The following is a 23885-nucleotide window of genomic DNA, read 5'->3' as shown; positions in this document are numbered from 1 at the left end:
GGCATATAATCCGGCAGAGCAGTATAGTGTGATATAGTTGGCGGCAAAGTACGTGATAAAGCAAGAAAAGAAAATATTGTTTAGAGGTGGTATAATGTATGATCATAGAAAACAGTATAGATGTACGATAATCAGGGGAAAATCACAAAAAGAAATGGATGATCTTCTTCCGGCATATGCAAAAGTTATTGATGAAATATGCCCATGTACCCATGAAGACTTCGAGCAATTATTTAATAATGCGTTTAGACGGTTTCTGCCGGAGTCTGAGCGCATAAAGAAGACATTGGACAATCACAGGACAGAAATTTCCGGAAAACTTTTTGGAATGTATTTTTTTGCAGATGATGGAATGGTATATGAGTCTGAACGAACTCAGAAATATCTTGAGGATAACGATCAACCAGCTTTTTTTAAGGATGTGTGCTTTAAAATGCAGTTCCCAAATGGAATGCAGAAGGTTGCCACAACGGTGATTGAGCGCACGAAAAATGAAATAAATATAAGACCCAATTCATTCATAATCAAATTATTGCAAATTGCACAAGTTGCAAAAGTTAATATAACAAAGAAAGCATTAGGATATTATGTCCTGAATTCTTTGGATGTACTGCAGGGAAATGCGAGCCCGTATGAGGTGCTGGAGGTAATAGAAAAGGATCAGAAAGCCGGGGTGGAATGGGATATAAAAATGCCGGGGAAAGCATCTTCATACACACATCAGCATATTAATGAGCAGATTAATTACCTGGAGTTGGCAAATCTCATTCGGATTACTGATGATAAAAGAGTGGTACTAAATCCAAATGAAAAAGAAACCTTAGATTTGTTTGCAGCAGCATATAAAGAAAAGCCTGCTTTTGACGTATATTCATATAATTTAAGAGACGTTGAAGTAAGAAAGAAGTTTCAGTATGACTGGGATGCATATTATGCGGGCTTATCTGTCTATGCCTCGAAGTTTGCCACATATTCGGATGCTCTTATGTTTGAAGAAAAAAGAGAGAGTGACGGAATTGATAAAAAACAGTCTGCCAAAACGAGAGTGAATCTTACTGATTTTGGGGATGAAGGAGAGGCGCTCATATATGAGTATGAAAAAAAGAGAGTTGCTGCATATAGCGCCAGACTGGCTAACAAGGTGCTTTCTCTTGGAAAAACAAAAGGGATTGGTTATGATATTCAGTCTGTCATAGCGGAACCAGGTGATGAAGCGGAATTTGTGAAATATATAGAAGTTAAATCCACCAAGAGGCTTACATGTCCGGATTTAAACGATACGCTTTGGATCGATACTCTGAATGTAACAAGAAACGAGTGGATAGCTGCTCGTCAGCACCGGGGATATTATGCTATATACAGGGTGTTCTTTACCCGGCAGGGTGTTTCGGTTTTCGTGATTGATAATGTCGCCGATAAAATTGACGATGGAAGGATTCAGGCTATACCGATGACATATCGTTTTGATTTTTCCAGCAATAGCGTAGACAGGCTGATATTGATTAGAAAAGAGGCAGATTGATGTATAAGGTTGTTTCTTTGTTTGCCGGATGCGGCGGATGCGATCAGGGAATTGTAGGGGATTTTATATTTAACAATAAAAAATATGAAAGACTTCCTTTTGATTTGACATATGCGATGGATATAGACCAGAAAGCGCTGGATACACATATGCTAAATTTTCATGCCAGTATAGTCAAGCGTGCGGATGTATGTGAAGTAAAATCTGCGGAAATACCGAACTGTGATGTGATAATCGGAGGATTTCCCTGTCAGTCATTCAGCACTGTAAATCCCACAAAGGATCCTTTTGATGCACGGGCAAATCTGTATAAACAAATGGTACGCATTGTGAAAGATAAACAGCCGTTGGTATTTATTGCGGAGAATGTAAAAGGCTTGAAGACATTGCATAAGGGTGCTATATTTAAAAGGATTTGTGAGGCATTTGAGGAAGCAGGATATACAGTAACACACAGCTTATTGAATGCAGCCGATTATGGTGTGCCACAGAAGCGAGAAAGAGTCATTTTGGTAGGATTTCGGAATGATTTAAACATAAAGTTTGAATTTCCCGGGGAAACAAATAAAGGTGCCTGGGTGCCTCTGTCAGTTGCCGTACCTAGGCTTGCCATAGATGAGCAAAAGTATTATTTTTCTGAAAAAGCGGTATTAGGGATGAAAAATGCCAAGCCAAACATGAAAAGAGGCTTATGGCAAAAACTGGATGAGCCATGTTTGACAGTGACCAGCCATTTGGCAAAAGTCAGCTTAAATTCAAGAGATCCAGTGCTCTTGGTAGATCCGCACAAAGAGCTTTACAGGCGTTTTACACCAAGGGAAGCCGCCAGGATACAATCCTTTCCCGACAGTTTTGAATTTTCAGGCAGTGAAACGGATGCTTACCGTCAGATTGGCAATGCAGTTCCTCCGGTAATGTTCTGGCATATTGCCAAAAAGGTTGCCGATTATCTTAGTGATAAATGTGTTGAATAACTGTAAGGTGTAGAGGTGGTTTAGGATGGCGGATGTACTTACTCCGGAACAGCGGAGAAAAAACATGCAGAATATCCACTCAAAGGACACAAAAATTGAATTATGTCTGAGGAAAGCTTTGTGGGAAAAAGGATATCGATACCGAAAGAATTACAGGGAACTCCCTGGAAAACCGGATATAGTAATCACGAAGTATAAGATTGCAATTTTTTGTGACAGCGAGTTTTTTCACGGGAAGGACTGGGAGGTTTTAAAGCCACGGCTTGAAAAAGGTGATAATGGTAATTTCTGGGTAAGAAAAATTGCCAGAAATATGGAACATGATGATGAAATAAATAAAGAACTTCTTTTTCTCGGGTGGACAGTGATTCGTTTTTGGGGCAGAGAAATCTTGAAGAATACGGATGAATGCATTAAAGTGATCGAGGAAGCGATATTTGATATAAAATTTGATTTGATACGCGGTGAAAAGCTTGGAGAGGGATTATAGAGCAGAGCCTGGCCGGGTCTAAAGCCCGGGCGGGCAGATTGGAGAGGAAATGATAATCATAGTCGGACTGGGGAATCCCGGCAGAGAATATGAGGGCACGAGACACAATGTGGGCTTCCTTGTGCTGGAGAAGCTGGCGGCAAAAGAGAACATCTCCATTTTGGAGAAAAAACATAAGGCCATCATCGGAAAGGGAGTCGTGGCGGGCGCAAAGTGTATCCTGGCCAAGCCCCAGACCTATATGAACCTGAGCGGGGAGAGCGTCCGGCAGATGCTGGATTACTACAAGGCAGACGAGACCTCGGAGCTGATAGTCATCTCCGACGACATCAGCCTGGAGCCGGGGCAGATACGCATCCGCAAGAAGGGCAGCGCAGGAGGCCACAACGGTCTGAAGAACATCATTGCCCATCTGGGTCACGACAGCTTCATCCGGGTGAAGATGGGAGTGGGAGAGAAACCCAGGGGCTGGGACCTGGCAGACTATGTGCTGGGCAGATTCTCGCCTAAGGACAGGGAGGCTGTGGAAGAGGCGGCGGACCGGGCCGCGGACGCCATCCACACGATTATCTCGGAGGGCGCGGACGCTGCCATGAATCAGTTCAACAGCGTGAAGAAAGCGCCCCTGGAGCCGGAGGCGACAAAGAGTTAGGAGGACAGGATGCAGGCATTACTGGCACCGCTGCAGGAGCTGGCGGAATACGGCAATATCAGGGAGGCCATCAAAAAGGGCGCCGGGGTCACGTCCCTGACGGGATGCGTGGATTCCCAGAAACTGCATATGATTTACGGACTTGGCGATGGCTTCCGCATCAAGGTCATCGTCACTTACAGTGACCTGAAAGCAAAGGAAATCTTCGAGGAGTACAAATTTTATGACAGGAATGTCATGTTGTATCCGGCCAAGGACCTGATTTTCTTCCAGGCGGACATCCACGGCAACCAACTGGTGAAAGACAGGGTGAAGGTGCTGCGCAGGCTTATGGAGAAAAAGCCCGTGACCATCGTCACCACCTATGCGGCCCTGATGACGCCCCAGGTTCTGTGGGATGCGGACAAAGATGTGATAGACGTGTACAAGGGCAGTTCCCTGGATGAGGGGGAGCTGTGCGGGCGGCTGGTGGACATGGGCTATGAGAAGAGCTACCAGGTGGAGAGCCCGGGACAGTTCTCCGTCCGGGGCGGCATCATCGATATCTTTGACCTGACGGAGGAGAATCCCTACCGCATCGAGCTGTGGGGGGATGAGGTGGAGTCCATCCGCAGCTTCGACATCTTAAGCCAGCGCTCCATCGAGAACCTGGAGGGCGTCTCCGTCTTTCCCGCCACGGAATTCGTGCTGGAGGAGGAGCGTATCCGTGCGGGCTTGAAAAAGCTGGAGGCGGAGAGCGTAAAGCAGCAGAAAATCTTCCGGGATGCTTTTCGGACGGAAGAAGCCCACCGTATCGCTTCCCAGGTAAAGGAATTGAAAGAACAGCTCCTGGAATTCAAGGCAAAGGTGAACCTGGAGGGGTACATCCGGTACTTCTATGAGGACACCATGACTCTGCCGGAGCTGCTGGTGCACCTGGCGGGAAACGGCAACGCCAGGCCTGTCTTCTTCCTGGAGGAACCGGCCCGCGTCAAAGAGCAGGCCGATGCCATAGAACTGGAATTCTCCGAGAGCATGAGGCAGCGGGCGGAAAAGGGCTATATCCTGCCCGGCCAGATGGACATCCTCTACAGCGGGGAACAGGTGGCGGCCGGGCTGCTGCGGGGCAGCGTGGTCACCGTGTCCACGCTGGAGACAAAGGGCTATTTCAAGCCTGACAGGAAAATGGACGTGGCCGCCAGGAACGTGGCCCCCTACAACAACAGCTTCGAGGCCCTGGTGCGGGATTTGAGGATGTTCCGCAGGAACGGCTACCGTGTCCTGCTGCTGTCCGGATCCCGCATGCGGGCGAAGCGTCTGGCGGAGGACTTGCGGGATCAGGAGCTCACGGCTATTTACACGGAGGATCCTTTGAGAGAGGCCCAGGCGGGGGAGGTAGTCACCTACTATGGCCATGTAAACAAAGGCTTCGAGTATCCGATGCTGAAATTCGTTGTGCTGTCCGAGACAGATATCTTCGGCGCGGAAAAAAAGAAAAAGCGCGCCAAAAAACTCTACGAGGGCCAGAAAATCAAGGATTGGGGCGAACTGAAAGTAGGGGACTACGTGGTGCACGAAAGCCACGGCCTTGGAATCTACAAAGGCATCGAAAAGGTAGAGATGGAGGGCGTGGTAAAGGATTACATCAAGATAGAATACCGGGACGGCGGCAATCTCTACGTGCTGGCCACCGGGCTGGACGTGATACAGAAGTATGCCTCCGCCGATGCCAGGAAACCGAAGCTGAACAAGCTGGGATCGAAAGAGTGGGAGCGCACCAAGACAAAAGTCCGCAGCGCCGTGAACGAGGTGGCCGCAGACCTGGTGGAGCTCTACGCTCTGCGCCAGCAGAGTGAGGGCCATGCCTTTGAAAGGGACACTGTATGGCAGCGGGAGTTCGAGGAGATGTTCCCCTTTGAGGAGACGGAGGACCAGCTGGCGGCAATCGAGGACACCAAGGCGGATATGGAGAGCACCAAAATCATGGACCGCCTGATCTGCGGGGACGTGGGCTACGGCAAGACGGAAATCGCCATCAGGGCCGCTTTCAAGGCAGTGCAGGATGGCAAACAGGTGGTGTACCTGGTGCCCACCACCATACTGGCGCAACAGCACCATACCACCTTTGTGCAGCGCATGAAAGATTACCCCATCCGGGTGGATCTGATGAGCCGTTTCCGCACTCCGGGAGAAATCAAGAAGACCATAACGGACTTGCAGAAAGGTCTGGTGGACATCGTCATCGGCACCCACCGGGTGCTGTCGGCGGATGTGAAATTCAAGGATTTAGGTCTGCTGATCATAGATGAGGAACAGCGCTTCGGCGTCACCCACAAGGAGAAAATCAAGAAGCTGAAAGAAAACGTGGACGTGCTGACCCTGACGGCCACCCCTATCCCCCGGACGCTCCACATGAGCCTGATAGGCATAAGGGACATGAGCGTGCTGGAGGAGCCGCCCGGGGACAGGCATCCCATCCAGACATTTGTGTGCGAATACAATGAAGAGCTGGTGCGGGAGGCCATCTCCCGAGAGCTGGCCAGAGGCGGGCAGGTGTACTATGTCTACAACCGCGTGAACAATATCGCGGATGTGACCGCGGGGCTGGCTGCGCTGCTGCCAGAGGCCACCGTGTCCTATGCCCATGGCCAGATGAAAGAGAGCGAGCTGGAGAAAATCATGTTCGACTTCATCGGCGGGGAGATAGACGTGCTGGTGTCCACTACGATCATAGAGACCGGGTTAGACATTTCTAACGTCAACACCATGATTATCCACGATTCCGACAACCTGGGGCTGTCCCAGCTGTATCAGCTCAGGGGCCGGGTGGGCCGTTCCAACCGCACTGCCTATGCCTTTTTGATGTACAAAAGGGACAAGATGCTGAAGGAGGTGGCGGAGAAGCGTCTGTCCGCCATCCGGGAGTTCACGGATCTGGGCAGCGGCTTCAAGATTGCCATGCGGGATCTGGAAATCCGGGGCGCGGGGAATCTGCTGGGGGTGCGCCAGCATGGGCACATGGAGGCCGTGGGCTACGACCTGTACTGCAAGATGCTTAATGAGGCTGTGCATACCTTAAAGGGAGGCAAAGTGGCGCAGGATTTCGCCACGGTGATTGATTTGGATGTGGACGCCTTTATCCCGCCTGCCTATATTGTCAATGAGGTGCAGAAACTGGATATCTACAAGCGGATTGCCAGCATTGAGAACATGAAAGAGCGGGATGACATGAAGGACGAGCTTCTGGACCGGTTCGGGGAGATTCCCAAGTCTGTGGACAATCTGCTGCGCATCGCCCTGATTCGGGTGGCCGCCCACAGACTGTATATGACGGATATCAAGGGCAAGAATGAGAAAATCACTTTCCTCTTCCGCCCGGACGCCGGCATCAATCCGGCGAAGATTCCGGATTTTCTTCGGAAATATGGCCCGAACCTGACTTTTACGGCCTACGGTAAGCCGTCTTTTGCCTATAAATATAAGAAGACCGGGCTGATAGAAAAGGATGCGGAGCTTTTGATGGAGCGCACGGAGGATTTCCTGAAAGAGGCGGAGATGCTTTTGGAGGGGATGGAGGGTAGCTGAGGGCAGAGTTGCATGAAAATTGGCTTTAGTGGCCGGATGAAAATTTTGAGGGAGTTTTATGACCCTCAAAAAATGTTACATTCTATTCAGAACAGCAGACAGGCTGATTTTGAATAGGAGGTAATTTTATGAAAGGATACAATACATCGGACGGTTACATGGGACTGGTGGACGGAAGATATGTCCTCTTTGCCAGCGAGGCAGACTATAGAGAGTACCTGGAGGACTGAAACCCGCATCGCCCCGCGGCTTTGCTTTACAGGAAATCGGATATCCTGTAAGGTGAAGCTGTGGGGCGATGGCTTTACAGCTGTTCTATGATCAAGGCCGTATTTTCTGCGATGGGCCTCGTGCCGTCCACCCGCAGGATGGGGCAGTCCAGGACTTTGATCCATTCTTCCACGGTATCCTCCGCCCTGGCAGCGGCGAAATGGAAGAAGCCCTCCTGCCTGTCATATAAATCTCCGCCCGGCAACGCCCTGTCGCCAAATTGCTGAAGAGAGCGGTTCCTGATTCGCTGCAGCCGGATATCCCTTGGGACGGCGACCAGCACCGCATATCGGAAGTGCGCCCTGACAGCCTCGCTGTAATCGCCTTTCACAGAAGTGAAAATAAAGTTTTCATGTGCCTGAATTTCATCCAGGAGAAGCTTTTCCACTTCTTCCCGGGTGCGCTGGATGGCATACACATAGTCAGGGTCTGTCTTGGGGAAGTACAGATTCTCATTGTCGATAAAATGGAATGGCTTTCCTCCCAGGGCATTCAGCTCTTCCGCAAGGGCTTTTCCCAGCGTGCTCTTTCCGGCGCCGTTGAGGCCGCATAGTAAGATTCCTGTTTTCATAGATTCCTCTCTCTCTTGGATTTTCTGGATTTTTTCATTCCTGTTATCTCTTTTCCACTGGCAGTTGTGCTCCGTCCATTATCTCATATTTTCCTGAAAAACGGGAGAGTTTCATCTCTGTTTTTTTAATCGTCAAAGCTAGGCGAAATCCTTGTGTTTTTGTTATGTCTGTGGTAATGTAAGTTTAATGCGGGGCATTTGGGGAAGCGTGTTTGACAGTTCCAGAGGGGATTTTGGTTTGCGTGTAGGAAAGGGGAAACAGATGGGGACTTATCTGAATCCGGGCAACAGCGGTTTTGAAAAAATAAGGAACAGTATCTATGTGGATAAGACAGGGTTGATTGGGCTGATGAACCGAACGATAGGGACAGTGCAGAAACTGACCTGTATCAGCAGGCCGCGCCGTTTTGGGAAATCTTTTGCGGCACAGATGCTGTGTGCTTATTACGATAAGACATGCGATTCGGCGGCTTTGTTTGATGACCTTGACATTGCTTCAGACGGCGCATTTAACGATACGTATGAGAAACACTTGAATCAGTATGATGTTATATATCTCGATATGACCAACATCATGGGCGAGATGGGGAAAGACGGCATGGTGTCCCGTATCAGGCGTAAGCTGACCGAAGAGCTGGTGAGCGCATATCCTTCATTACAGGCAGATGATGAGTCTCTTTCCACGACTCTGATTCGTGCCGCAGATTTCCGATTTTTGGGAATATTCCATGCTGGAGCCGGGAGAATTCCAGCCCTATGTGGGTTTTACAGAAGAGGATGTGAAAAAGCTCTGTGCGGAGCATCATCTGAGTTTCGAAGAGGCAAAGCGATGGTATGACGGGTATTCTTTCGATGCGGTGGGCTCTGTCTACAACCCTTACTCTGTCATGAAAGCAGTCGTCCTGAAAAAGTTCAGATCCTATTGGCGGATGTCCTCTGCGGCCGATGCATTGGAGGATTATATCGCGGCAGATTATGATGGATTGTTCCAGGCTGTCCTGGAACTGCTGGGAGGCTTTGAGACTCCGGTGGATACAGACGGCTTTAACAATGATGTGCAATCTATCAGGAACAGAGATGATATGCTGACGTTGCTGATACATCTGGGATATCTGGCCTATGATGGGGATGCGGGGACTGCCAGGATTCCCAATGAGGAAATCAGGATTGAATTTTCAAAGTCTGTCAGGGAAGTGAAAAGCAGCGAGGCTTGTCCCGGTTTTTTGTGATTATAATTGGGACTTTATATATTTCCCAGGCGGCATGCCGACAACGGATGCGAAAACCTTGCAAAAATGTGCATAGTCATTAAAGCCGCAATCGTAGCAGGCATCTGTAATGGAGGAACCATTGTTTAATAAGGTCTGGGCAAATTGAACCCTGCGAACAGTAACATAGTTCCAGAGGGTGGTTCCGGTAAATTGCCTGAACAGATGGCTTAAGCGCGAACGGCTGATATTCAGGGCGTTGGCAATGGCTTGAACAGAAAGCTCTTCCGTCAGATGAACCGTAATGAAGTTCATGGCTTCCTTTATGATGGAAGGGGATATATCATCGTTTTTGGAAGGGTGAATTCTGGATACCTGATTTGCTAAAAGCAGTAGCAGGGAAACATAGGATTTTATCCGGATATCATAGCCAAATTCCTTTTGATTAATGCTGTGAAGGATATGAAGTGCATATTCTTCATATAGCTTACATTCTGCCTGAGACAGATGGTAGACCCGATTGGAGGCGGAATGATGAAAACAGGAAAAAAGGTCGGTATTCTTTGTCGAAAATTCTTCTGTATAGATTTGCCCTATATGCACTGGTATGCGCTCGTATGGGGTTTCATCTTTTATAAAAAGTCCATGAAGATCGTTTGGACATACCAGGGTCAAATCTCCGGGTTCTAAGTGGTATGTCACGTCATTGATAAAATAATCTACATTTCCGCTCTTAAACAGCATGAGTTCATATGAAACCGGATGGATGTGTAATGAGCGTTCAGTTCTGTAAGCAGATAGATGATGTGACACGTAGAGTCTGTCGGGATCCCCCGCCATTTTGTTTATTGTATACATATTTCCTCCATGAATTTTTTCCTGTTGATGAAATGCTAGCAGTTTGGATTGGTATCCCTTATCCTACAGCTGATGACGGAACGATTTCTGCTATATTTGGAGGCCCCGGAATTGACAGGATCACTACAGTTATCACCAAAAATGCAGATGAGGAAACCATGAAGCTCTGTCTCCAGGTTCTCAATTACGCTTATACGGAAGAGGGATTTTTATACTGGAACTATGGGGAAGAGGGCGCTTCCTGGGAGTATGACGAGAATAGTGTTCCGAAATTCACCAGCCTTGTAACGGATGATTTGGATACCGACCCGATGACAAAATATAACGGAACTACCTGGGGGTGTCCTGGCATTCAAGCGACCAATCTGCTGTACTTAAAGAACAGTCAGGCGTCAGTTGAAGCGAATAACACCTGGTTCTATGTTTATCCGGATGACGAAGAGAAGAATCTGGCAGTTACCAGCGGCTGGAAATGGCCTGTAGGGACGACTTTCCTGACAGAAGAGGCGGACGAGCTGGATCAAATTGCAGGAAATATCCCAATCTATGTGGAAGAAAGTTTTGCTGCTTTCTTAAATGGCTCTAAGGATATTGATGACGATGCTGTATGGGAATCCTATCTTTCCGATCTGGAAACTTATAATCTGTCCCGCGTGCTTGAAATCCGCCAGGCCTGTTATGACCGGTATATCGCTCGTTAATAGGGATTGACTTGTAAAAGTAGTGCAGAGCAGCGCTCTGTACTGCTTTTTCTTTAAGAAACCGCTGATTTGTGAAAGGAGAGCACTATGAAGCCGGATGCTGTAAAAAATAAAAATAGCCGGACTTTCGGGCAGAGACTGGCAAGGGACTGGAACCTGAATAAATGGAAATATATCATGATTCTTCCGGTGCTGGTCTATCTGGCATTTTTCTGCTACAAGCCGATGTATGGTCTTGTAATCGCCTTTAAGGATTACAAGCTGACAAGGGGAATCGAAGGCTCGGCCTGGTCTGAACCCTGGTACAAGTGGTTTGAAAGCTTTGTGACAGACCCATATTTTCCCCGTATTTTAAAGAACACCTTTACGATAAGTGCCCTGACAATCCTTTTTGGGTTTCCCGCACCCATCATCCTGGCGCTTCTTATCAACGAGGTGCGCAATAAGACCTTTAAAAAGTCAGTCCAGACCATCACCTACATGCCATACTTCATTTCTATGGTCGTCATGTGTGGTATCCTGAATGTTTTCTGTAAGCAGGAAGGGCTTTTCGCACAGCTCGTCGGATTTTTTGGAGGGACGGGCCAGAACTACCTTGCAAGCCCCAAATATTTCCGTGCTATATACGTACTGTCGGAGATATGGCAGAAAATCGGCTGGGACTCCATTATTTACCTTGCGGCCCTTGCGGGAATCGATCAGGAGCAGTACGAGGCGGCGAAGGTGGACGGCGCGAACCGTTTCCAGCAGATGCTCCACATCACTCTGCCGGGCCTGATGCCGACGATTATGATTCTGTTCATCCTGCGCATGGGTAATATTTTGAATGTCGGATATGAAAAGGTACTGCTTTTGTATAATCCCGCTACCTACGAGGTGGCAGACGTTATTTCGACCTATACATATCGGCTGTCCTTCCCGGCAAGCGGAACGCCGATGTACTCCAAATCAACGGCCATCGGTCTGTTCAATACATTGGTAAATGTGGTGTTCCTCCTGATCACGAACGCAATCAGCCGGAAATCCACGGAATCCAGTCTGTTCTAAAGGAGGCGTATTAGATGAGTAAAAAGTATGTAAAAAGCCATAAGGTAAAGGAATCTACGGGAGATAGGATCTTTGGCGTCGTAAACGTCGTCATCCTGCTCCTTTTGTGTGTCGTCACCCTGTATCCTATCTGGTATGTGGTATGCGCATCGTTTACGGAAAACACCTATCTGGTATCCCATCCGGGCCTGCTCCTTCGGCCGCATGGCTTTACCCTGGGCGCCTATAAGCTGGCGCTGACACATCCGCTTTTATTGTCCGGTTATAAGAATATTTTGATTGTTTTGTGCGTTTCGCTGCCTGTCAATATTTTACTGACGATACTGTGCGGTTATTTCATGGCGTCCAAAAAGATGATATTTAAACCTGTCATCCAGTTTTTGATTCTGTTTACGATGTTTTTCTCCGGCGGCATGATTCCGTCCTACCTAAATATCCGTTCCTTAGGCTTATACAACTCTCTATGGGCGTTGATCCTACCGGGCGCGATGAGCGTGTATAATGCGATCATCTGCCGGACGGCCATTGAGGCGATACCGGATTCCTTAAAGGAATCGGCCTATATAGATGGCGCGACGGATTTGACGATTTTATTTAAGATTGTAGTTCCGCTCATTAAGCCTACGCTGGCGGTCCTTCTGCTTTATTATGGAGTAGGGCACTGGAATTCCTGGTTCAATGCGTCCATTTATTTAAAGGACAACGACAAGCTGCCCATCCAGAACATCATGCGTTCCATCCTGATTGCAAACTCGAACGTCCTGAATTCGGCTGCGGCAGATAATGATCAGGTGAACCAGTTCGCGGAGGCAATCAAATATGCTACCATTATACTGACGACCGTTCCTGTCATGTGCATCTATCCGTTTTTGCAGAAATATTTTGTGAAGGGTGTCATGATCGGTGCGGTGAAAGGATGAGCGCAGTGGATTCTCCATCTGATTCATTTTAGACTGGTCACATGCGGTCTGATATAGTATAATGTGTGTATTAAGTGTACTTTTTTATGGGACAGGAAAATCATATATGGAGGAAAAAGCAATGAGGATTACGAACTGTAAGGTCAATCATCTGACCGACCCGCTGGGGTACTGGATGGAAAAGCCGGTATTCTCCTGGCAGGTGGAGGAGGCTTCGGGGAAGGCGCAGACCAAGGCCAGGCTCATAGTCTGCCGCGGGGGAGAGACGGTGGCGGACACAGGCTTTGGGCAGCTTGACAACTTGGCTGTGCCGCTGGACATGGAGCTTGCCCCCCGCACCCGCTATACCTGGAAGGTGACGGTGTGCACGGATGCCGGAGAAGAGGCGGAGAGCGGGGAAAACTGGTTCGAGACTGGCAAGGAAGGGGAGAGCTGGAGCGCGAAGTGGATCGGGGACAGCGGGGAGCGCCATCCTCTTTTCTCCAGGCATATCGCGCCTGCGAAGCCTGTGAAATCCGCCAGGCTCTACATCTGCGGCCTGGGACTTTATGAGGCATACTATGTCCCGGGAAAGGATGCCGTAGATGCGGGTTCCATAGAGTCCCTGCGGGCAGAGGCGAAAATCGGGGATGAGCTTTTGGCCCCTTACTGCAACAACTACAACGAATGGGTGCAGTACCAGACCTATGATGTGACTAAGCAGCTGCAGGAGGCGGGCACTTTGTGCGTGCTGCTGGGCAACGGCTGGTACTTCGGGCGATTCGGCTTCAACGACCCGGATGGGAAGCCTTATTACGGGAAGGGGCGCAAGCTCCTGGCGGAGCTGCGCCTGACCTATGAGGACGGCACGGAAGTGGTAATCGGCACGGACGAAAGCTGGCAGGTGACCTACAGCAATATTGTCTTCTCCAATATCTATGACGGCGAGCAGATGGACGGCACCCTGGAGCCTGTGGCGGCGGCTGCGGCCAAGGAAGTGGAGCCGCCCAAGGGCAAGCTCACCGCAAGGCGGAGCCTGCCTGTAAAGGTGCTGGAGGAGCTGCCTGTGGCAGAGCTGATTCACACGCCTGCCGGAGAGACCGTGGTGGATCTGGGACAGAACATGGCAGGTTCTTTCCGCCTGCGCGTCCATGAGCCCAGGGGGACAAAGATTCATGTCCAGGTGGGCGAGGTGCTGCAGCAGGGCTGCTTTTACCGGGACAATCTGCGCTCTGCGAAAGCGGAGTACATCTATATCTCAGACGGCGAGGAGCATATCCTGCAGCCCTGTTTCACTTTCTACGGCTACCGCTATGCGAAAGTGGAGGGCGTGCCGAATCTGAAAAAAGAAGATTTCACAGGTCTGGCCATGTATTCCGCGCTGCCCAGAAACGGATGGCTGGAGACCGGCAATGAGCTGGTGAACCGTCTCATCCTGAACACGGAATGGGGCCAGAAAGGCAACTTCGTGGACGTGCCCACGGACTGTCCTCAGCGCGACGAGCGCATGGGCTGGACCGGGGACGCGGAAGTGTTCTCGCCTACCGCCTGCTACCAGATGGACAGCTACGCTTTCTTCGCCAAGTATCTCCATGACATGGCCACAGAGCAGAAGACGAGAGAGGGCGCGGTGCCGGATGTGATTCCCTCCTTTGGGCATAAAGGAATCTCCTGCGCGTGGGGAGATGCGGCGTGCGTGATTCCGTGGGTAGTATATCGGTTTTACGGAGATAAAGCCATTCTGGAGGAGCAGTTCGACAGCATGAAAGGATGGGTGGATCATATCAATGGACTGGAGGAACAGGATCAGGGATGGAGGAAACATTTCCATTATGGAGACTGGCTGGCCCTGGATGGCCCCGGAGGCGTGGACGGCGTGATGGGCGCTACGGAGAATGCCTTTATCGCTCTGGTCTACCTGCGCTACAGCGCGCAGCTGACGTCTAAGGCGGCGGGAGTGCTTGGGAAGAAAGAGGAAGAGGCATACTATGCCGGACTGGCGGACAAGCTGCTGGCGGCAATCAGGCATGATTATTTCACACCCTCCGGGCGCTGCTGCCTTGACACCCAGACGGCGTTGCTCTTGAGTCTGCGACACGGTCTGACAGTGGATCCGGAGCAGACGGCGAAACGCCTGAAGAAGAAATTCGATGACAACAATGGAAAGCTGCAGACAGGATTCGTGGGCACGCCTATCCTGGGCGAGGAGCTGACCAGGGCGGGGCTGTCCGAGCTGGCTTACGGGCTGCTGTTCAATGAGGAATATCCCGGCTGGCTCTACGAGGTGAAGCTGGGGGCCACCACCATTTGGGAGCGCTGGAACAGCATGCTGGAAGACGGCTCCGTCTCCTCCATGGGCATGAACAGCTTCAACCACTATTCCTACGGTTCCATCGTGGAATGGATGTACGCCTATGTGGCAGGTATCCGGCAGGCGGAGGACAGCACGGGCTTTAGGCATGTGTGCATCAGCCCTGTGGTGGATTCCCATCTGGGATATGTGGATGCGAAATATCAGTCGGCCATGGGCCTGTGGAAGGTGTCATGGAAAGTGGAGAATGACTGCCATATGGAACTGAAAGTGACAGTGCCTTTTGGATGTAAGGCGGAACTGATGCTGCCTTATGCGCCGGAGGGTCTGTTCGGGGACAAGGGAAATGCCATGTTCGCCCATGTGGAAGACGGCGTCTGCTATCTGGAGGCGGGAGATTACAGCGTAAGCTATGAGGCTACACGTCCGCTGAGAAAGGTTTACAGCGTGGACACCTCCCTGAGAGAGCTGCTGAGCGTGCCGTCTATCCGGGAGTTCCTGACGGAGAAGTTCCCGCAGGTGAACCAGGCGCCCGATCATGTGAGATCCAACAGCCTCCGTGATATCGCGGGACACTTCGGGGGTTCCATGGAACCTGGCGTGCTGGAGCAGCTGGATAAGGCCCTCGGAAAGCTTGGATAAGAACGAAAAAGATACCTGAAATAGGAAAAAGATATGGCGGTCTGCGTTTTTGCGTACCGCCATATTTTTTATGGGAGAGTGAGATTCAGCATTCCATCCCGATGAGCATGCCGCCTTTTTCCGCATAGTAGCTGCACAATGCGCGGGCGCCATAAATCTGAACATCCGAAGCCTGGAAGAGCTCTTTTATCTGCCCTGCCAGGGCAGCAGCCATCTTTTCGTTGTTGTTGTGGGAGATTCGGACTTTTCCGCCGTGATATCCCTGTTCTTTCATATATTTCAGAAGACTGGACAGCACGCACTGCTCCCCGCGGCATTTGTTCAGCAGCTGCAGCTCCCCCTGGGCGCTTGCCTGACCTACCACGCGGATGCCCAGGATGCCTGCCAGTTTCGCCACTGCGGGGCTGACGCGGCCGTTGTTTGCCAGATTTTTCAATGTCTCCAGAGAGAACAGCAGGTGGGTATGCCGGGTGTAGTCCATGATTTCCTTTTGGATGATTTCAGGAGTCGCGCCAGACAGAATCAGCTCCTGCAGCCGCTCCACGATCAGCTTCATCTCCGGCCCTGCGGACAGGGAATCTATGATATGTACATGGCGCTCGGGAAAGCGTTCTTCATACTGCCGCTTTGCGGACTGGGCAGAATTGTAACTGCCGGACAGGGCGCTGGTGATGGTGACGCAGAATACGTTTTCCGCATCCTCGAAAGCCTCCAGCCAGTCGTCCACTCCCGGGCAGGCGGTGCTGGAGCGGCCCTTATGGGAGGACAGGACATCCTCCATCAGCGCCAGGTCCACGGCGCTGTCATCTACGAAGTCGTGGGAGCCCGCGATGATGTGCAGAGGGACGCTGGAAAAGGGAACCTGATTCAGGGTCAGGAGATCGGCGGCAGAATCGGATACAATTTTGTATTTCATAGGGGAACCTCCTAGAAGTATAAAAAACTATAATATCGGTTTTTCGAAAACTTTTTATAAGCTATATATATATCAGTTTTTGAAAAACCTGTCAAGTGGTTTTGCGTATTTTATTGACGCTTTTGTAAATCTGCTTTATAATATTTTGGAGGTTTTAGAATCATTTACAGAAGGAATCCGGCGGTCAGGGCCGCAGTGCGCTGGCTGTCCCGGATGAAGGAAGAATGCTATATGAGCGTCAACATGAGCAAACTGCATATGCCCCGCTATCGCGAGCTGCCCGATATGGGGCTGTATCTGGATCAGGTGACGAGGTACATCAACAATGTGCTGGAGCCTTTAGGATGTCAGGAGATTACCGGTTCCATGGTCAGCAATTATGTGAAGAAGGGGTACATAGCCAGCCCGATAAAGAAGCAGTATTACGCGGAGCAGATCGCGTATCTTTTTTTCATGTCCATAGCCAAGAACGTCCTGTCCATGGAAAATATCAGCAGGCTGTTTGAAATGCAGAAACGCACCCATGACACCCGGGAGGCCTATGACTATTTCTGCCAGGAACTGGAGAATATGCTGCAGTACATCTTCGGGATGAAAGAGTCGCTGGAGGAGGTGGGGAGCACGGCCAGCGAGGAGAAGAAGATACTGCGCTGCGCCATCACTGCCATGGCGCATATCATCTATCTGAGATACTGTTTTGAAGCCATGGAGAGGGCAGAAGAATCAGAAACCGGGGGAATGATATAACAGAAGAAAAAGAATGAAAAAACGATAAAAATAAGATGGAGGCAGGGTGAGAGAGACGAGAAATTGCTGAGAGAACTGACGCAGCTCTGGGGTGTCGCAGGTTTTGAAAAGGAAGTGCGCAAGTTCATCGAAAAGGAGGCGGAGCCCTATGGGGACGAAATATATACGGATGCCATGGGCAACCTGATCGTCTGCAAGAAGGGCACCGGCGGGGACAGGGCGAAGAAAATCATGTACGCCGCCCACATGGACGAAATCGGATTCATGGTAAAGACCATCGGGCTGGCGGGCAGGACTGGAATTTACCATGATGGAAAAGACCGTGCGTGCGGAGTTCTCGGCTGCCGGGAGAAGTTTCCCGCCCTATGGCACCGGGAACAACCACAATACCTGGTATGCCGCCACCATGGTGGACGCCAGAGGGGTGGAAATCCCCTATGCAGACAGGGACGGCAGGGAGCTTCGGACTGTGTCTGAGCGGTACTATCCTGCGCCGGGACAGAAGTTTTTCTTAAAAGGCGGGGTAATCGACAATCCCAAATATGAATACCGCGGGCCTGAGACGCTTCCTTTTGACGAACTGATCAGGCGGGGATACCAGCTGCCTTTTTACGCGGATTTGAGCAGGATGCCGGAGAGCGAGCGGAAAGTCATCTGGGGCATGATGGTTGGGGAGGAGGCCAAGACCAAGGTTCCCGTCTATCAGAACTATACAGAGCGGGGCTTTGACCCTGACAGGCATATGCTGCAGAGCTATGGGACCGGCTGGCAGTCCGCCAGTTTCCTGGAGCAGGAGAGGCAGTTCTTCGGCGCGCCGGGGGGCCTGATGCACGACTGGGATCTGAAGACCAATATAGACGAGATCTATGCCTGCGGAGACCAGCTTTACGCCTCGGACTGCGCCGGAGCGGCCTGCGCCACGGGCTACTACGCAGGGCGTAAGGCCGCGGACTATGCGGAAGGCGTGGAGCTGTGCCAGTGTAGTCAGGAGGATATCCGCGCGGAAAAGGAACGGCTGTACGCGCCGCTTTCCAGGGATGAGAAGTCAGGAATCAGCTGGAAAGAGCTGAACAAGGCAATCTCAAAAGCCATGCAGAACTACTGCGGCGGAGTGAAATGCGATTCGCTGCTGCTGGAGGGGCTTGATTTGCTGAAGAAATATGAGGAAGAGGCTGTGCCTGTCCTTTACGCGGCCAATCCCCATGAATTGATGCGGGTCCATGAGGTGATGGACATCCTGACGGTGGCCCGGCTTGTGCTCCAGGCATCCCTCGCCAGGAAATCCAGTTCCGAGCCGCTGTGCTTTATGAGAAGCGACTATCCGGAGACAGATTCGCCCCGGGACAGGAAATATATCGTCATCCGACAGGAAGATGAAAGTGTAGTCATAAGGCAGGTGCCCCTGGATTTCTTCGGAGATCTGGAGGAGGAATACGAAAAGCGCAACAGGGACTATATGGAAAGAGAGGCGGCAGGGAATGGAAGATAGGAAAATACAGGGCATGGGAGAGGATTCCGGGACAGAGTACAGTGTGCGGCAGAGCCCGGCGAGCTTAAATCCCATTTGTTTTGACCCTGATATCTGCATCGGATGCAACAGGTGTGTACAGGTCTGTCAATGCGATATTCTGTTCCCGGCCGAGCGGAAAGGCGAGCATCCGGTGGTCATGTATCCCGGCGAGTGCTATTACTGCGGCGCATGCGTCATGGAATGCCCCGGAAAGGGCGCTATATCCCTGCGCCATCCCTTGATGAATCAGGCGAAATTCGTCCCTGCGGCAAGGCCGAAAGCGTGAATTTTGCAGATGACAGGCCAGGAGGCATGCTGCAGGGCAGTCTTCTGGCCTGTCTGTGTTGAGGGGAGGCTTTCGCCGCAAGGTACTCTGCGGATTCATATATCGTGGGAAACAGGATGCCAGGCCGCGGAGGCCATGAGCTTTTGGGGCAGCAGTCCCTTCTTATGATTTTTATAGGATTGTCAAGAAAATACATAGACAAATCCGGCATTCTTAGTGTAGAATAGACTGCACTTTGGAGTACGGGAGGCAAGAGGAAAATGAACATCAGGAAAAAGTTATTCGGAGATAAAGCGTTCTACAGAATGGTGCTGGGCGTGACGGTGCCTATCATGATTCAGAACGGCATCACCAATTTCGTGGGGCTGCTGGACAATATCATGGTGGGGCGGATCGGGACAGAGCAGATGTCCGGCATCGCCATCGTGAACCAGCTCCTAATGGTATTCAATCTGGCCATCTTCGGGGCGATTTCCGGGGTGGGCATTTTCAGCGCGCAGTTTTTCGGCTGCAAGAACCACCAGGGCGTCCGGCATACGCTGCGGTTCAAGATTTATGTGTGCATGGGGATTCTGGTGCTGGGCATCTTTGCGCTGGTGGCCGGCGGGGAACAGCTCATCATGCTCTATCTGCACGGGGAGGGCAACGATCAGGCTCTGCAGGCCACGCTGGCATATGGGAAAGAATATCTGTGGGTGATGCTGGCCGGGCTGTTTCCGTTTGTCATAGAAGAAGTATATGCCAGCACTCTGCGCGAGGGCGGCGAGACGAAAGTGCCCATGATCGCGGGCGTGGTTGCCGTATTGGTGAATCTGGCGCTGAATTATCTGCTGATATTCGGTAAATTCGGTTTCCCGGAACTGGGGGTGGTGGGAGCTGCCATCGCCACCGTGATATCCCGGTATGTGCAGGCGGCGGTGGTAATCGTCTGGACCCACAGGAACCCGGATAAGATGCCCTTTATCGTGGGGGCTTACAGGGAGCTGCGGGTTCCTGCCCAGCTGACCTGGAATATTACGAAGAAAGGCACGCCTCTCATGTTCAACGAGATTCTCTGGTCGGCGGGCGTGGCGATAATGACCCAGTGCTATTCCACCAGAGGACTGGACGCGGTGGCGGCTCTGAATATCTCCACGGTCATATCCAACCTGTTCAATGTGGTGTTCGTGGCCATGGGGAGCGCTGTGTCCATTATCGTGGGGCAGCTGCTGGGCGCCGGGAAGATGGAAGAGGCTATGGATACGGACAGGAAACTTATCGCCTTTGCCGTGCTGAGCAGTGTGGCCATAGGCGCGGTGGTAGTCCTTTTGGCGCCGCTGTTCCCGCAGCTGTACAATACCAGCGATGAGGTGAAGCGTCTGGCTGCGCTCCTGCTGCGCGTGGCGGCTGTGTGCATGCCCGTGTTCGCTTTCCTGCATACTACATATTTTACGCTGCGCTCGGGAGGGAAGACAATCATCACTTTCCTGTTCGACAGCGTGTTCCTCTGGTGCGTCAGCATTCCGGTGGCCTATGTGCTCAGCCGCCATACGGGCATGGCCATAGCGGCGCTGTATCTGAGCTGCCAGATGCTGGATCTGATAAAATGTGTGATTGGATATATCCTGGTGAAGAAAGGCGTCTGGCTGAATAATATTGTGGCGGAATAGCGTGGAAAGGCATATTGGGGAAAAGAATGGAGGGAATGGACATGGAACTGTATGGGAAAGTGGGAGCGTGGATGGATGACCACAAAGAGGCCATGGTAGAGGACATCAAGCGGCTGGTGCGCATAGACAGTGTCTCCCGCCCGGGGACGGACGGGACGCCTTTTGGGACGGGGTGTCTGCGGGCGCTGGAGGAGATGCTGGCCATCGGCAGGGAGCATGGCTTCCACTGTGAGAACCATGGGGACATCGTGGGCAGCATCGGGGGGCAGGAGAAGGACTGGGAGAACCTGATTGGCTTCTGGAGCCATCTGGACGTGGTGCCTACGGGGAACGGCTGGGAGAACGGGCCTTTTGAGCCGGTAGTGAAAGAAAGATTCCTGATCGGCCGGGGGGTTCAGGACAATAAGGGGCCTGCGGTGGGCATCCTGTATGTGATGCAGTGCCTGCGGGAGCTGAAGGTGCCGTTGAGGCATGAACTGTGCCTGTTCGTGGGGACGGACGAGGAGCGGGGGATGGAGGATATGGAATATTACACGGCCCATTATCCCGCGCCGAAGCTGTCCATTACCCCTGACAGCGGCTTCCCGGTGTGCTATGGGGAGAAAGGGATAATTGAGGGGCAGATGGTCACAGAGGACAGGGTGTCCGCCCGGGTGGTGGATGCCGGGGGCGGCAATGCCAGCAATATGATTCCCGACAGGGCCTGGGCGCTGGTTGAGGACAGCGGGGCTTTGCGGCGGGAGCTGGAGAGGCTGCTGGGCCAGGGCGGCGTTGCTCCCGAAAGGGTGGCGGAGGGGACAGGAGATACCGCGGCTGCCGCTGGCCGGGGAGACGGGGCTGCCGGAGGCATGGGAGCCGGGAAGATATCCTATGAAATCGAATCCGGGGGCATCCGGATTACGGCTTACGGAACCAGCAAACACAGCGCGGCTCCCCACGGCAGCGTCAACGCCATCCATGAGCTGTGCGTTTTCCTTGAAAATATGACATCTCTGTCGGAAAATGACAGGCAGCTGTTCGGGAGGATCGGACGGCTTACCAGGGAGTATGACGGGGAGGAGACAGGGATAGCTTACCGGGACGAAGTGTCCGGCCAGACCACCTGCGCGGGCACGGTGCTTGCCATGGAGGAGGGGCGTCTGAGCCTGACTTTGAATATCCGCTATGCCATTACGGCAAAGGATCAGGAGAACATCGAAGCGCTTGGGGCCTATGGGGTCTCCAACGGGCTGGACTGGCGGCTGGAGCGCAATTCCGGGCCGAACTATTTTCCGAAAGAGCATCCGGCGGTGGATACTCTGACCCGTGTCTACAATGAGCTTACGGGAAGCCAGGCGGAAAGTTATGTGATAGGAGGCGGTACTTACGCCAGGAAGCTGCCAAACGCCTTTTCCTACGGCCCCGGCGGCATGAAAGAGAGCGATGAGGACAGGGAGGCGAGGGAGCGCATGTTCGCGCCGGGACACGGCGGCGGGCACGAGCCGGACGAGGCGCTGAACCTGCGGCTGTTCCTGGAGGCACTGAAAATCTATGCCTGCGCGATTGTGGCCCTGAACGATGTGGAGCTTTGACAGGGAGAAAGGCAGAAAGGCGGAGCATGAGTTTTCTGAGTGTGTTTGGCTATGATTTGTTTTCAGGCGCTTTCAGCCTGGCAATGGTTGTCTGTACGGGGCTGTTTGTTCTAAGGACTCTTTCTTTTGACAAGGGGAAGTTCCGGGGCGGCGGAATCGTTTTGGCGGCTGTGTGGATCGTGATGGAAGCAGGGGCTGCGGCATTGCTTTACAAGGCGGGCCTGCTGCGGTATTATTCTGTGTCCATTCTGATGGAATATGTACTGCTGATCGGGAACGCCCTTTGCATCGGTGTTCTTTTCCGGGAGAGGTTCAGACGGTGCTGGGGCATTGTGCTGTTTGCGGGCATTGCGGCGCAGATTTCTGTGATGATGGTCTTTATCCTGACGTCTGAAAGGCCCTATGACCTGAGCATCGGGGAAGAGAGGATTCGGTATTTATTGTCCAATTATATACTGGGGCCGGCTGCCGTTCTGCTGATTTTGTTCCTTTTGCATCAATTGAAGGTGGGAGATGCGTACCGCCGGTGGCTGGAGCACAGGGACGTCTGGAACTGGGGCATGCTCTGCCTGAGCGCTTATCCCGTTCTGGTATATAGTATGATGGCGCTGTTCACCTATGGAGGCATGAGCCGCAACAGCAGCATGAGCATTGCCTACCTGGTATTGACTGCGGCGCTGATAGTCTTCCACTATAAGGGGCGGGAGGAGTGGCAGCGGAAGGAAGCTGCCGCCCAGTCGCTGATCGTCCAACAGCAGGAGGCCTATATCAGGACGCTGGAGGGGATGCAGGAGGAGATGAGGCGCTTCCGGCATGACTACAAAAATATGATGTCGGGGATGTACCTGACGGCGAGGGAGGGGGAGCTGACGGAGGCCATGGATTATATCCGGGAGCTGACGGAGGATTTCGACAGCCAGATTGGCGGGCAGATCCGGCAGATGTCCCATTTGGGCAATGTCTGCATGACAGAGGTGAGAGGGCTCCTCCTGGCGAAGATTTCCCAGATGCAGAAGGAGGGCACGGTCTGTGAGCTGGAGGTGATGCGGCCCTTTCGGGAGACGGGATGCAGGACGACGGATCTGTGCAGATGCCTGGGGATTCTGATTGACAATGCCATGGATGAGGTCAGGGGAAAGGAGGATGCCCGGGTGCATATCATGATCAGCTGCCAGGGGGGGTATACCACATTCCGGGTAAAGAACCGGCTGTACCACGAGGTTGACGTCCACAGAATCTGGCAGCAGGGCTATTCCACCAGAGGGGCGGAGCGGGGAATCGGGCTGGCCAGCTATCGGAAGATTCTGGATGGGTATGGGAACGTGCTGCCGGCCACAGCGGTGCAGGAGGGCTATTTTGTCCAGGAGCTTAAGATTCAGGAGAGGAACGCCGGGTAGGGAGGAAATGCTGCCTGTATACATTTGCGGGGATCAGGAGAATGTCCGGGGATTCAGAGGAAATGCCTGGAGAAGCGGATTATGATAGCGGGGTAAGGAG

At 51.9% G+C, this 23885-nt stretch carries 21 protein-coding genes; 18 read left to right on the top strand and 3 right to left on the bottom strand.

The features are described 5' to 3' along the window. Window positions 1-52 precede the first annotated feature (52 nt). The 5 genes from NFS35_RS08750 to mfd are packed head-to-tail and all read left to right on the top strand — an operon-like array spanning window position 53 to window position 7202. Window positions 53-1522, top strand: coding sequence for a protein NO VEIN domain-containing protein (locus tag NFS35_RS08750; protein ID WP_251206750.1), 1470 nt, complete (start codon window positions 53-55; stop codon window positions 1520-1522). After that, a complete protein-coding gene (locus NFS35_RS08745; protein ID WP_251206749.1) occupies window positions 1522-2496 on the top strand; it encodes a DNA cytosine methyltransferase in 975 nt (324 codons plus the stop codon). The genes NFS35_RS08750 and NFS35_RS08745 overlap by 1 nt, the downstream gene beginning before the upstream one ends. A 25-nt stretch (window positions 2497-2521) precedes the next feature. After that, the gene (locus NFS35_RS08740) at window positions 2522-2986 is read left to right on the top strand and encodes a very short patch repair endonuclease (RefSeq protein WP_251206748.1); all 465 of its coding nucleotides are present in this window, start codon (window positions 2522-2524) and stop codon (window positions 2984-2986) included. Between the two features lie 49 nt (window positions 2987-3035). Next, window positions 3036-3638, top strand: coding sequence for an aminoacyl-tRNA hydrolase (pth, locus tag NFS35_RS08735; protein WP_251206747.1), 603 nt, complete (start codon window positions 3036-3038; stop codon window positions 3636-3638). 9 nt (window positions 3639-3647) lie between these two features. Further along, window positions 3648-7202, top strand: a complete 3555-nt coding sequence (gene mfd / locus NFS35_RS08730; RefSeq protein ID WP_251206746.1) for a transcription-repair coupling factor — start codon at window positions 3648-3650, stop codon at window positions 7200-7202. A gap of 304 nt (window positions 7203-7506) precedes the next feature. Here mfd and NFS35_RS08725 read toward each other — a convergent pair whose 3' ends face one another. Beyond that, window positions 7507-8043: an AAA family ATPase gene (locus tag NFS35_RS08725; RefSeq protein WP_251206745.1), complete on the bottom strand. Its 537-nt coding sequence runs from the start codon at window positions 8041-8043 to the stop codon at window positions 7507-7509. Between the two features lie 238 nt (window positions 8044-8281). On the opposite strand from NFS35_RS08725, the gene NFS35_RS08720 reads away from it, so the two are divergent. Next, window positions 8282-8881, top strand: coding sequence for an AAA family ATPase (locus tag NFS35_RS08720; RefSeq protein WP_251206744.1), 600 nt, complete (start codon window positions 8282-8284; stop codon window positions 8879-8881). Beyond that, on the top strand, window positions 8823-9272 hold the full coding sequence (locus tag NFS35_RS08715; protein WP_251206743.1) for a hypothetical protein: 450 nt from the start codon (window positions 8823-8825) through the stop codon (window positions 9270-9272). Before NFS35_RS08720 ends, NFS35_RS08715 begins: the two co-directional genes overlap by 59 nt. On the opposite strand, the gene NFS35_RS08710 is transcribed toward NFS35_RS08715, so the two are convergent. Next, window positions 9273-10109, bottom strand: coding sequence for a helix-turn-helix domain-containing protein (locus NFS35_RS08710; protein ID WP_251206742.1), 837 nt, complete (start codon window positions 10107-10109; stop codon window positions 9273-9275). It lies immediately after the preceding gene. Window positions 10110-10267: 158 nt separating this feature from the next. Between NFS35_RS08710 and NFS35_RS08705 the strand changes: the two genes are divergently transcribed. From NFS35_RS08705 to NFS35_RS08690, 4 genes are all read left to right on the top strand, one after another. Beyond that, window positions 10268-10810: a type 2 periplasmic-binding domain-containing protein gene (locus NFS35_RS08705; RefSeq protein ID WP_251206741.1), complete on the top strand. Its 543-nt coding sequence runs from the start codon at window positions 10268-10270 to the stop codon at window positions 10808-10810. A gap of 87 nt (window positions 10811-10897) precedes the next feature. Then, entirely contained in the window at window positions 10898-11857 is a 960-nt protein-coding gene (locus NFS35_RS08700) for an ABC transporter permease (RefSeq protein ID WP_251206740.1), read from the top strand. Between the two features lie 14 nt (window positions 11858-11871). Then, window positions 11872-12777 carry a carbohydrate ABC transporter permease gene (locus NFS35_RS08695; RefSeq protein WP_251206739.1) on the top strand — a complete coding sequence of 302 codons (906 nt, stop codon included), beginning with the start codon at window positions 11872-11874 and terminating at the stop codon, window positions 12775-12777. Window positions 12778-12883: 106 nt separating this feature from the next. Further along, a complete protein-coding gene (locus tag NFS35_RS08690; protein ID WP_251206738.1) occupies window positions 12884-15709 on the top strand; it encodes an alpha-L-rhamnosidase in 2826 nt (941 codons plus the stop codon). A gap of 85 nt (window positions 15710-15794) precedes the next feature. On the opposite strand, the gene NFS35_RS08685 is transcribed toward NFS35_RS08690, so the two are convergent. Further along, window positions 15795-16625 carry a DegV family protein gene (locus NFS35_RS08685; protein WP_251206737.1) on the bottom strand — a complete coding sequence of 277 codons (831 nt, stop codon included), beginning with the start codon at window positions 16623-16625 and terminating at the stop codon, window positions 15795-15797. 231 nt (window positions 16626-16856) lie between these two features. On the opposite strand from NFS35_RS08685, the gene NFS35_RS08680 reads away from it, so the two are divergent. The 7 genes from NFS35_RS08680 to NFS35_RS08650 all read left to right on the top strand — a co-directional run bounded on the left by NFS35_RS08680 (window position 16857) and on the right by NFS35_RS08650 (window position 23785). Next, entirely contained in the window at window positions 16857-17372 is a 516-nt protein-coding gene (locus NFS35_RS08680; protein WP_251206736.1) for a DUF1836 domain-containing protein, read from the top strand. A gap of 63 nt (window positions 17373-17435) precedes the next feature. After that, complete coding sequence (locus NFS35_RS08675; RefSeq protein ID WP_251206735.1) at window positions 17436-17849, top strand: hypothetical protein; 414 nt, start codon at window positions 17436-17438, stop codon at window positions 17847-17849. Further along, window positions 17779-18861: a hypothetical protein gene (locus tag NFS35_RS29265; RefSeq protein ID WP_330640140.1), complete on the top strand. Its 1083-nt coding sequence runs from the start codon at window positions 17779-17781 to the stop codon at window positions 18859-18861. Before NFS35_RS08675 ends, NFS35_RS29265 begins: the two co-directional genes overlap by 71 nt. After that, complete coding sequence (locus NFS35_RS08665; protein WP_251206734.1) at window positions 18851-19168, top strand: 4Fe-4S dicluster domain-containing protein; 318 nt, start codon at window positions 18851-18853, stop codon at window positions 19166-19168. Before NFS35_RS29265 ends, NFS35_RS08665 begins: the two co-directional genes overlap by 11 nt. 260 nt (window positions 19169-19428) lie before the next feature. Continuing rightward, window positions 19429-20817 carry an MATE family efflux transporter gene (locus NFS35_RS08660; protein WP_251206733.1) on the top strand — a complete coding sequence of 463 codons (1389 nt, stop codon included), beginning with the start codon at window positions 19429-19431 and terminating at the stop codon, window positions 20815-20817. A 41-nt stretch (window positions 20818-20858) separates the two neighbouring features. Then, a complete protein-coding gene (locus NFS35_RS08655; RefSeq protein ID WP_251206732.1) occupies window positions 20859-22388 on the top strand; it encodes a Sapep family Mn(2+)-dependent dipeptidase in 1530 nt (509 codons plus the stop codon). 26 nt (window positions 22389-22414) lie between these two features. Continuing rightward, a complete protein-coding gene (locus NFS35_RS08650; RefSeq protein WP_251206731.1) occupies window positions 22415-23785 on the top strand; it encodes a sensor histidine kinase in 1371 nt (456 codons plus the stop codon). Window positions 23786-23885 lie beyond the last annotated feature (100 nt).

This window comes from Acetatifactor aquisgranensis (genome assembly GCF_943193215.1).
Lineage (GTDB): Bacteria > Bacillota > Clostridia > Lachnospirales > Lachnospiraceae > Acetatifactor > Acetatifactor aquisgranensis.
Note: the sequence above shows the minus strand (reverse complement) of the source record. Positions and strands in the feature narration are given on the sequence as shown.

What these genes read in the sequence shown, in the direction of transcription:
- NFS35_RS08725 (WP_251206745.1), bottom strand. Translation starts at nt 8,043, where the DNA reads ATGAAAACAGGAATCTTACTATGCGGCCTCAACGGCGCCGGAAAGAGC.
- NFS35_RS08700 (WP_251206740.1), top strand. Translation starts at nt 10,898, where the DNA reads ATGAAGCCGGATGCTGTAAAAAATAAAAATAGCCGGACTTTCGGGCAG.
- mfd (WP_251206746.1), top strand. Translation starts at nt 3,648, where the DNA reads ATGCAGGCATTACTGGCACCGCTGCAGGAGCTGGCGGAATACGGCAAT.
- NFS35_RS08680 (WP_251206736.1), top strand. Translation starts at nt 16,857, where the DNA reads ATGAGCGTCAACATGAGCAAACTGCATATGCCCCGCTATCGCGAGCTG.
- NFS35_RS08650 (WP_251206731.1), top strand. Translation starts at nt 22,415, where the DNA reads ATGAGTTTTCTGAGTGTGTTTGGCTATGATTTGTTTTCAGGCGCTTTC.
- NFS35_RS08710 (WP_251206742.1), bottom strand. Translation starts at nt 10,109, where the DNA reads ATGTATACAATAAACAAAATGGCGGGGGATCCCGACAGACTCTACGTG.
- NFS35_RS08690 (WP_251206738.1), top strand. Translation starts at nt 12,884, where the DNA reads ATGGAGGAAAAAGCAATGAGGATTACGAACTGTAAGGTCAATCATCTG.
- NFS35_RS08665 (WP_251206734.1), top strand. Translation starts at nt 18,851, where the DNA reads ATGGAAGATAGGAAAATACAGGGCATGGGAGAGGATTCCGGGACAGAG.
- pth (WP_251206747.1), top strand. Translation starts at nt 3,036, where the DNA reads ATGATAATCATAGTCGGACTGGGGAATCCCGGCAGAGAATATGAGGGC.
- NFS35_RS08705 (WP_251206741.1), top strand. Translation starts at nt 10,268, where the DNA reads ATGAAGCTCTGTCTCCAGGTTCTCAATTACGCTTATACGGAAGAGGGA.
- NFS35_RS29265 (WP_330640140.1), top strand. Translation starts at nt 17,779, where the DNA reads ATGGTGGACGCCAGAGGGGTGGAAATCCCCTATGCAGACAGGGACGGC.
- NFS35_RS08655 (WP_251206732.1), top strand. Translation starts at nt 20,859, where the DNA reads ATGGAACTGTATGGGAAAGTGGGAGCGTGGATGGATGACCACAAAGAG.
- NFS35_RS08745 (WP_251206749.1), top strand. Translation starts at nt 1,522, where the DNA reads ATGTATAAGGTTGTTTCTTTGTTTGCCGGATGCGGCGGATGCGATCAG.
- NFS35_RS08695 (WP_251206739.1), top strand. Translation starts at nt 11,872, where the DNA reads ATGAGTAAAAAGTATGTAAAAAGCCATAAGGTAAAGGAATCTACGGGA.
- NFS35_RS08685 (WP_251206737.1), bottom strand. Translation starts at nt 16,625, where the DNA reads ATGAAATACAAAATTGTATCCGATTCTGCCGCCGATCTCCTGACCCTG.
- NFS35_RS08660 (WP_251206733.1), top strand. Translation starts at nt 19,429, where the DNA reads ATGAACATCAGGAAAAAGTTATTCGGAGATAAAGCGTTCTACAGAATG.
- NFS35_RS08740 (WP_251206748.1), top strand. Translation starts at nt 2,522, where the DNA reads ATGGCGGATGTACTTACTCCGGAACAGCGGAGAAAAAACATGCAGAAT.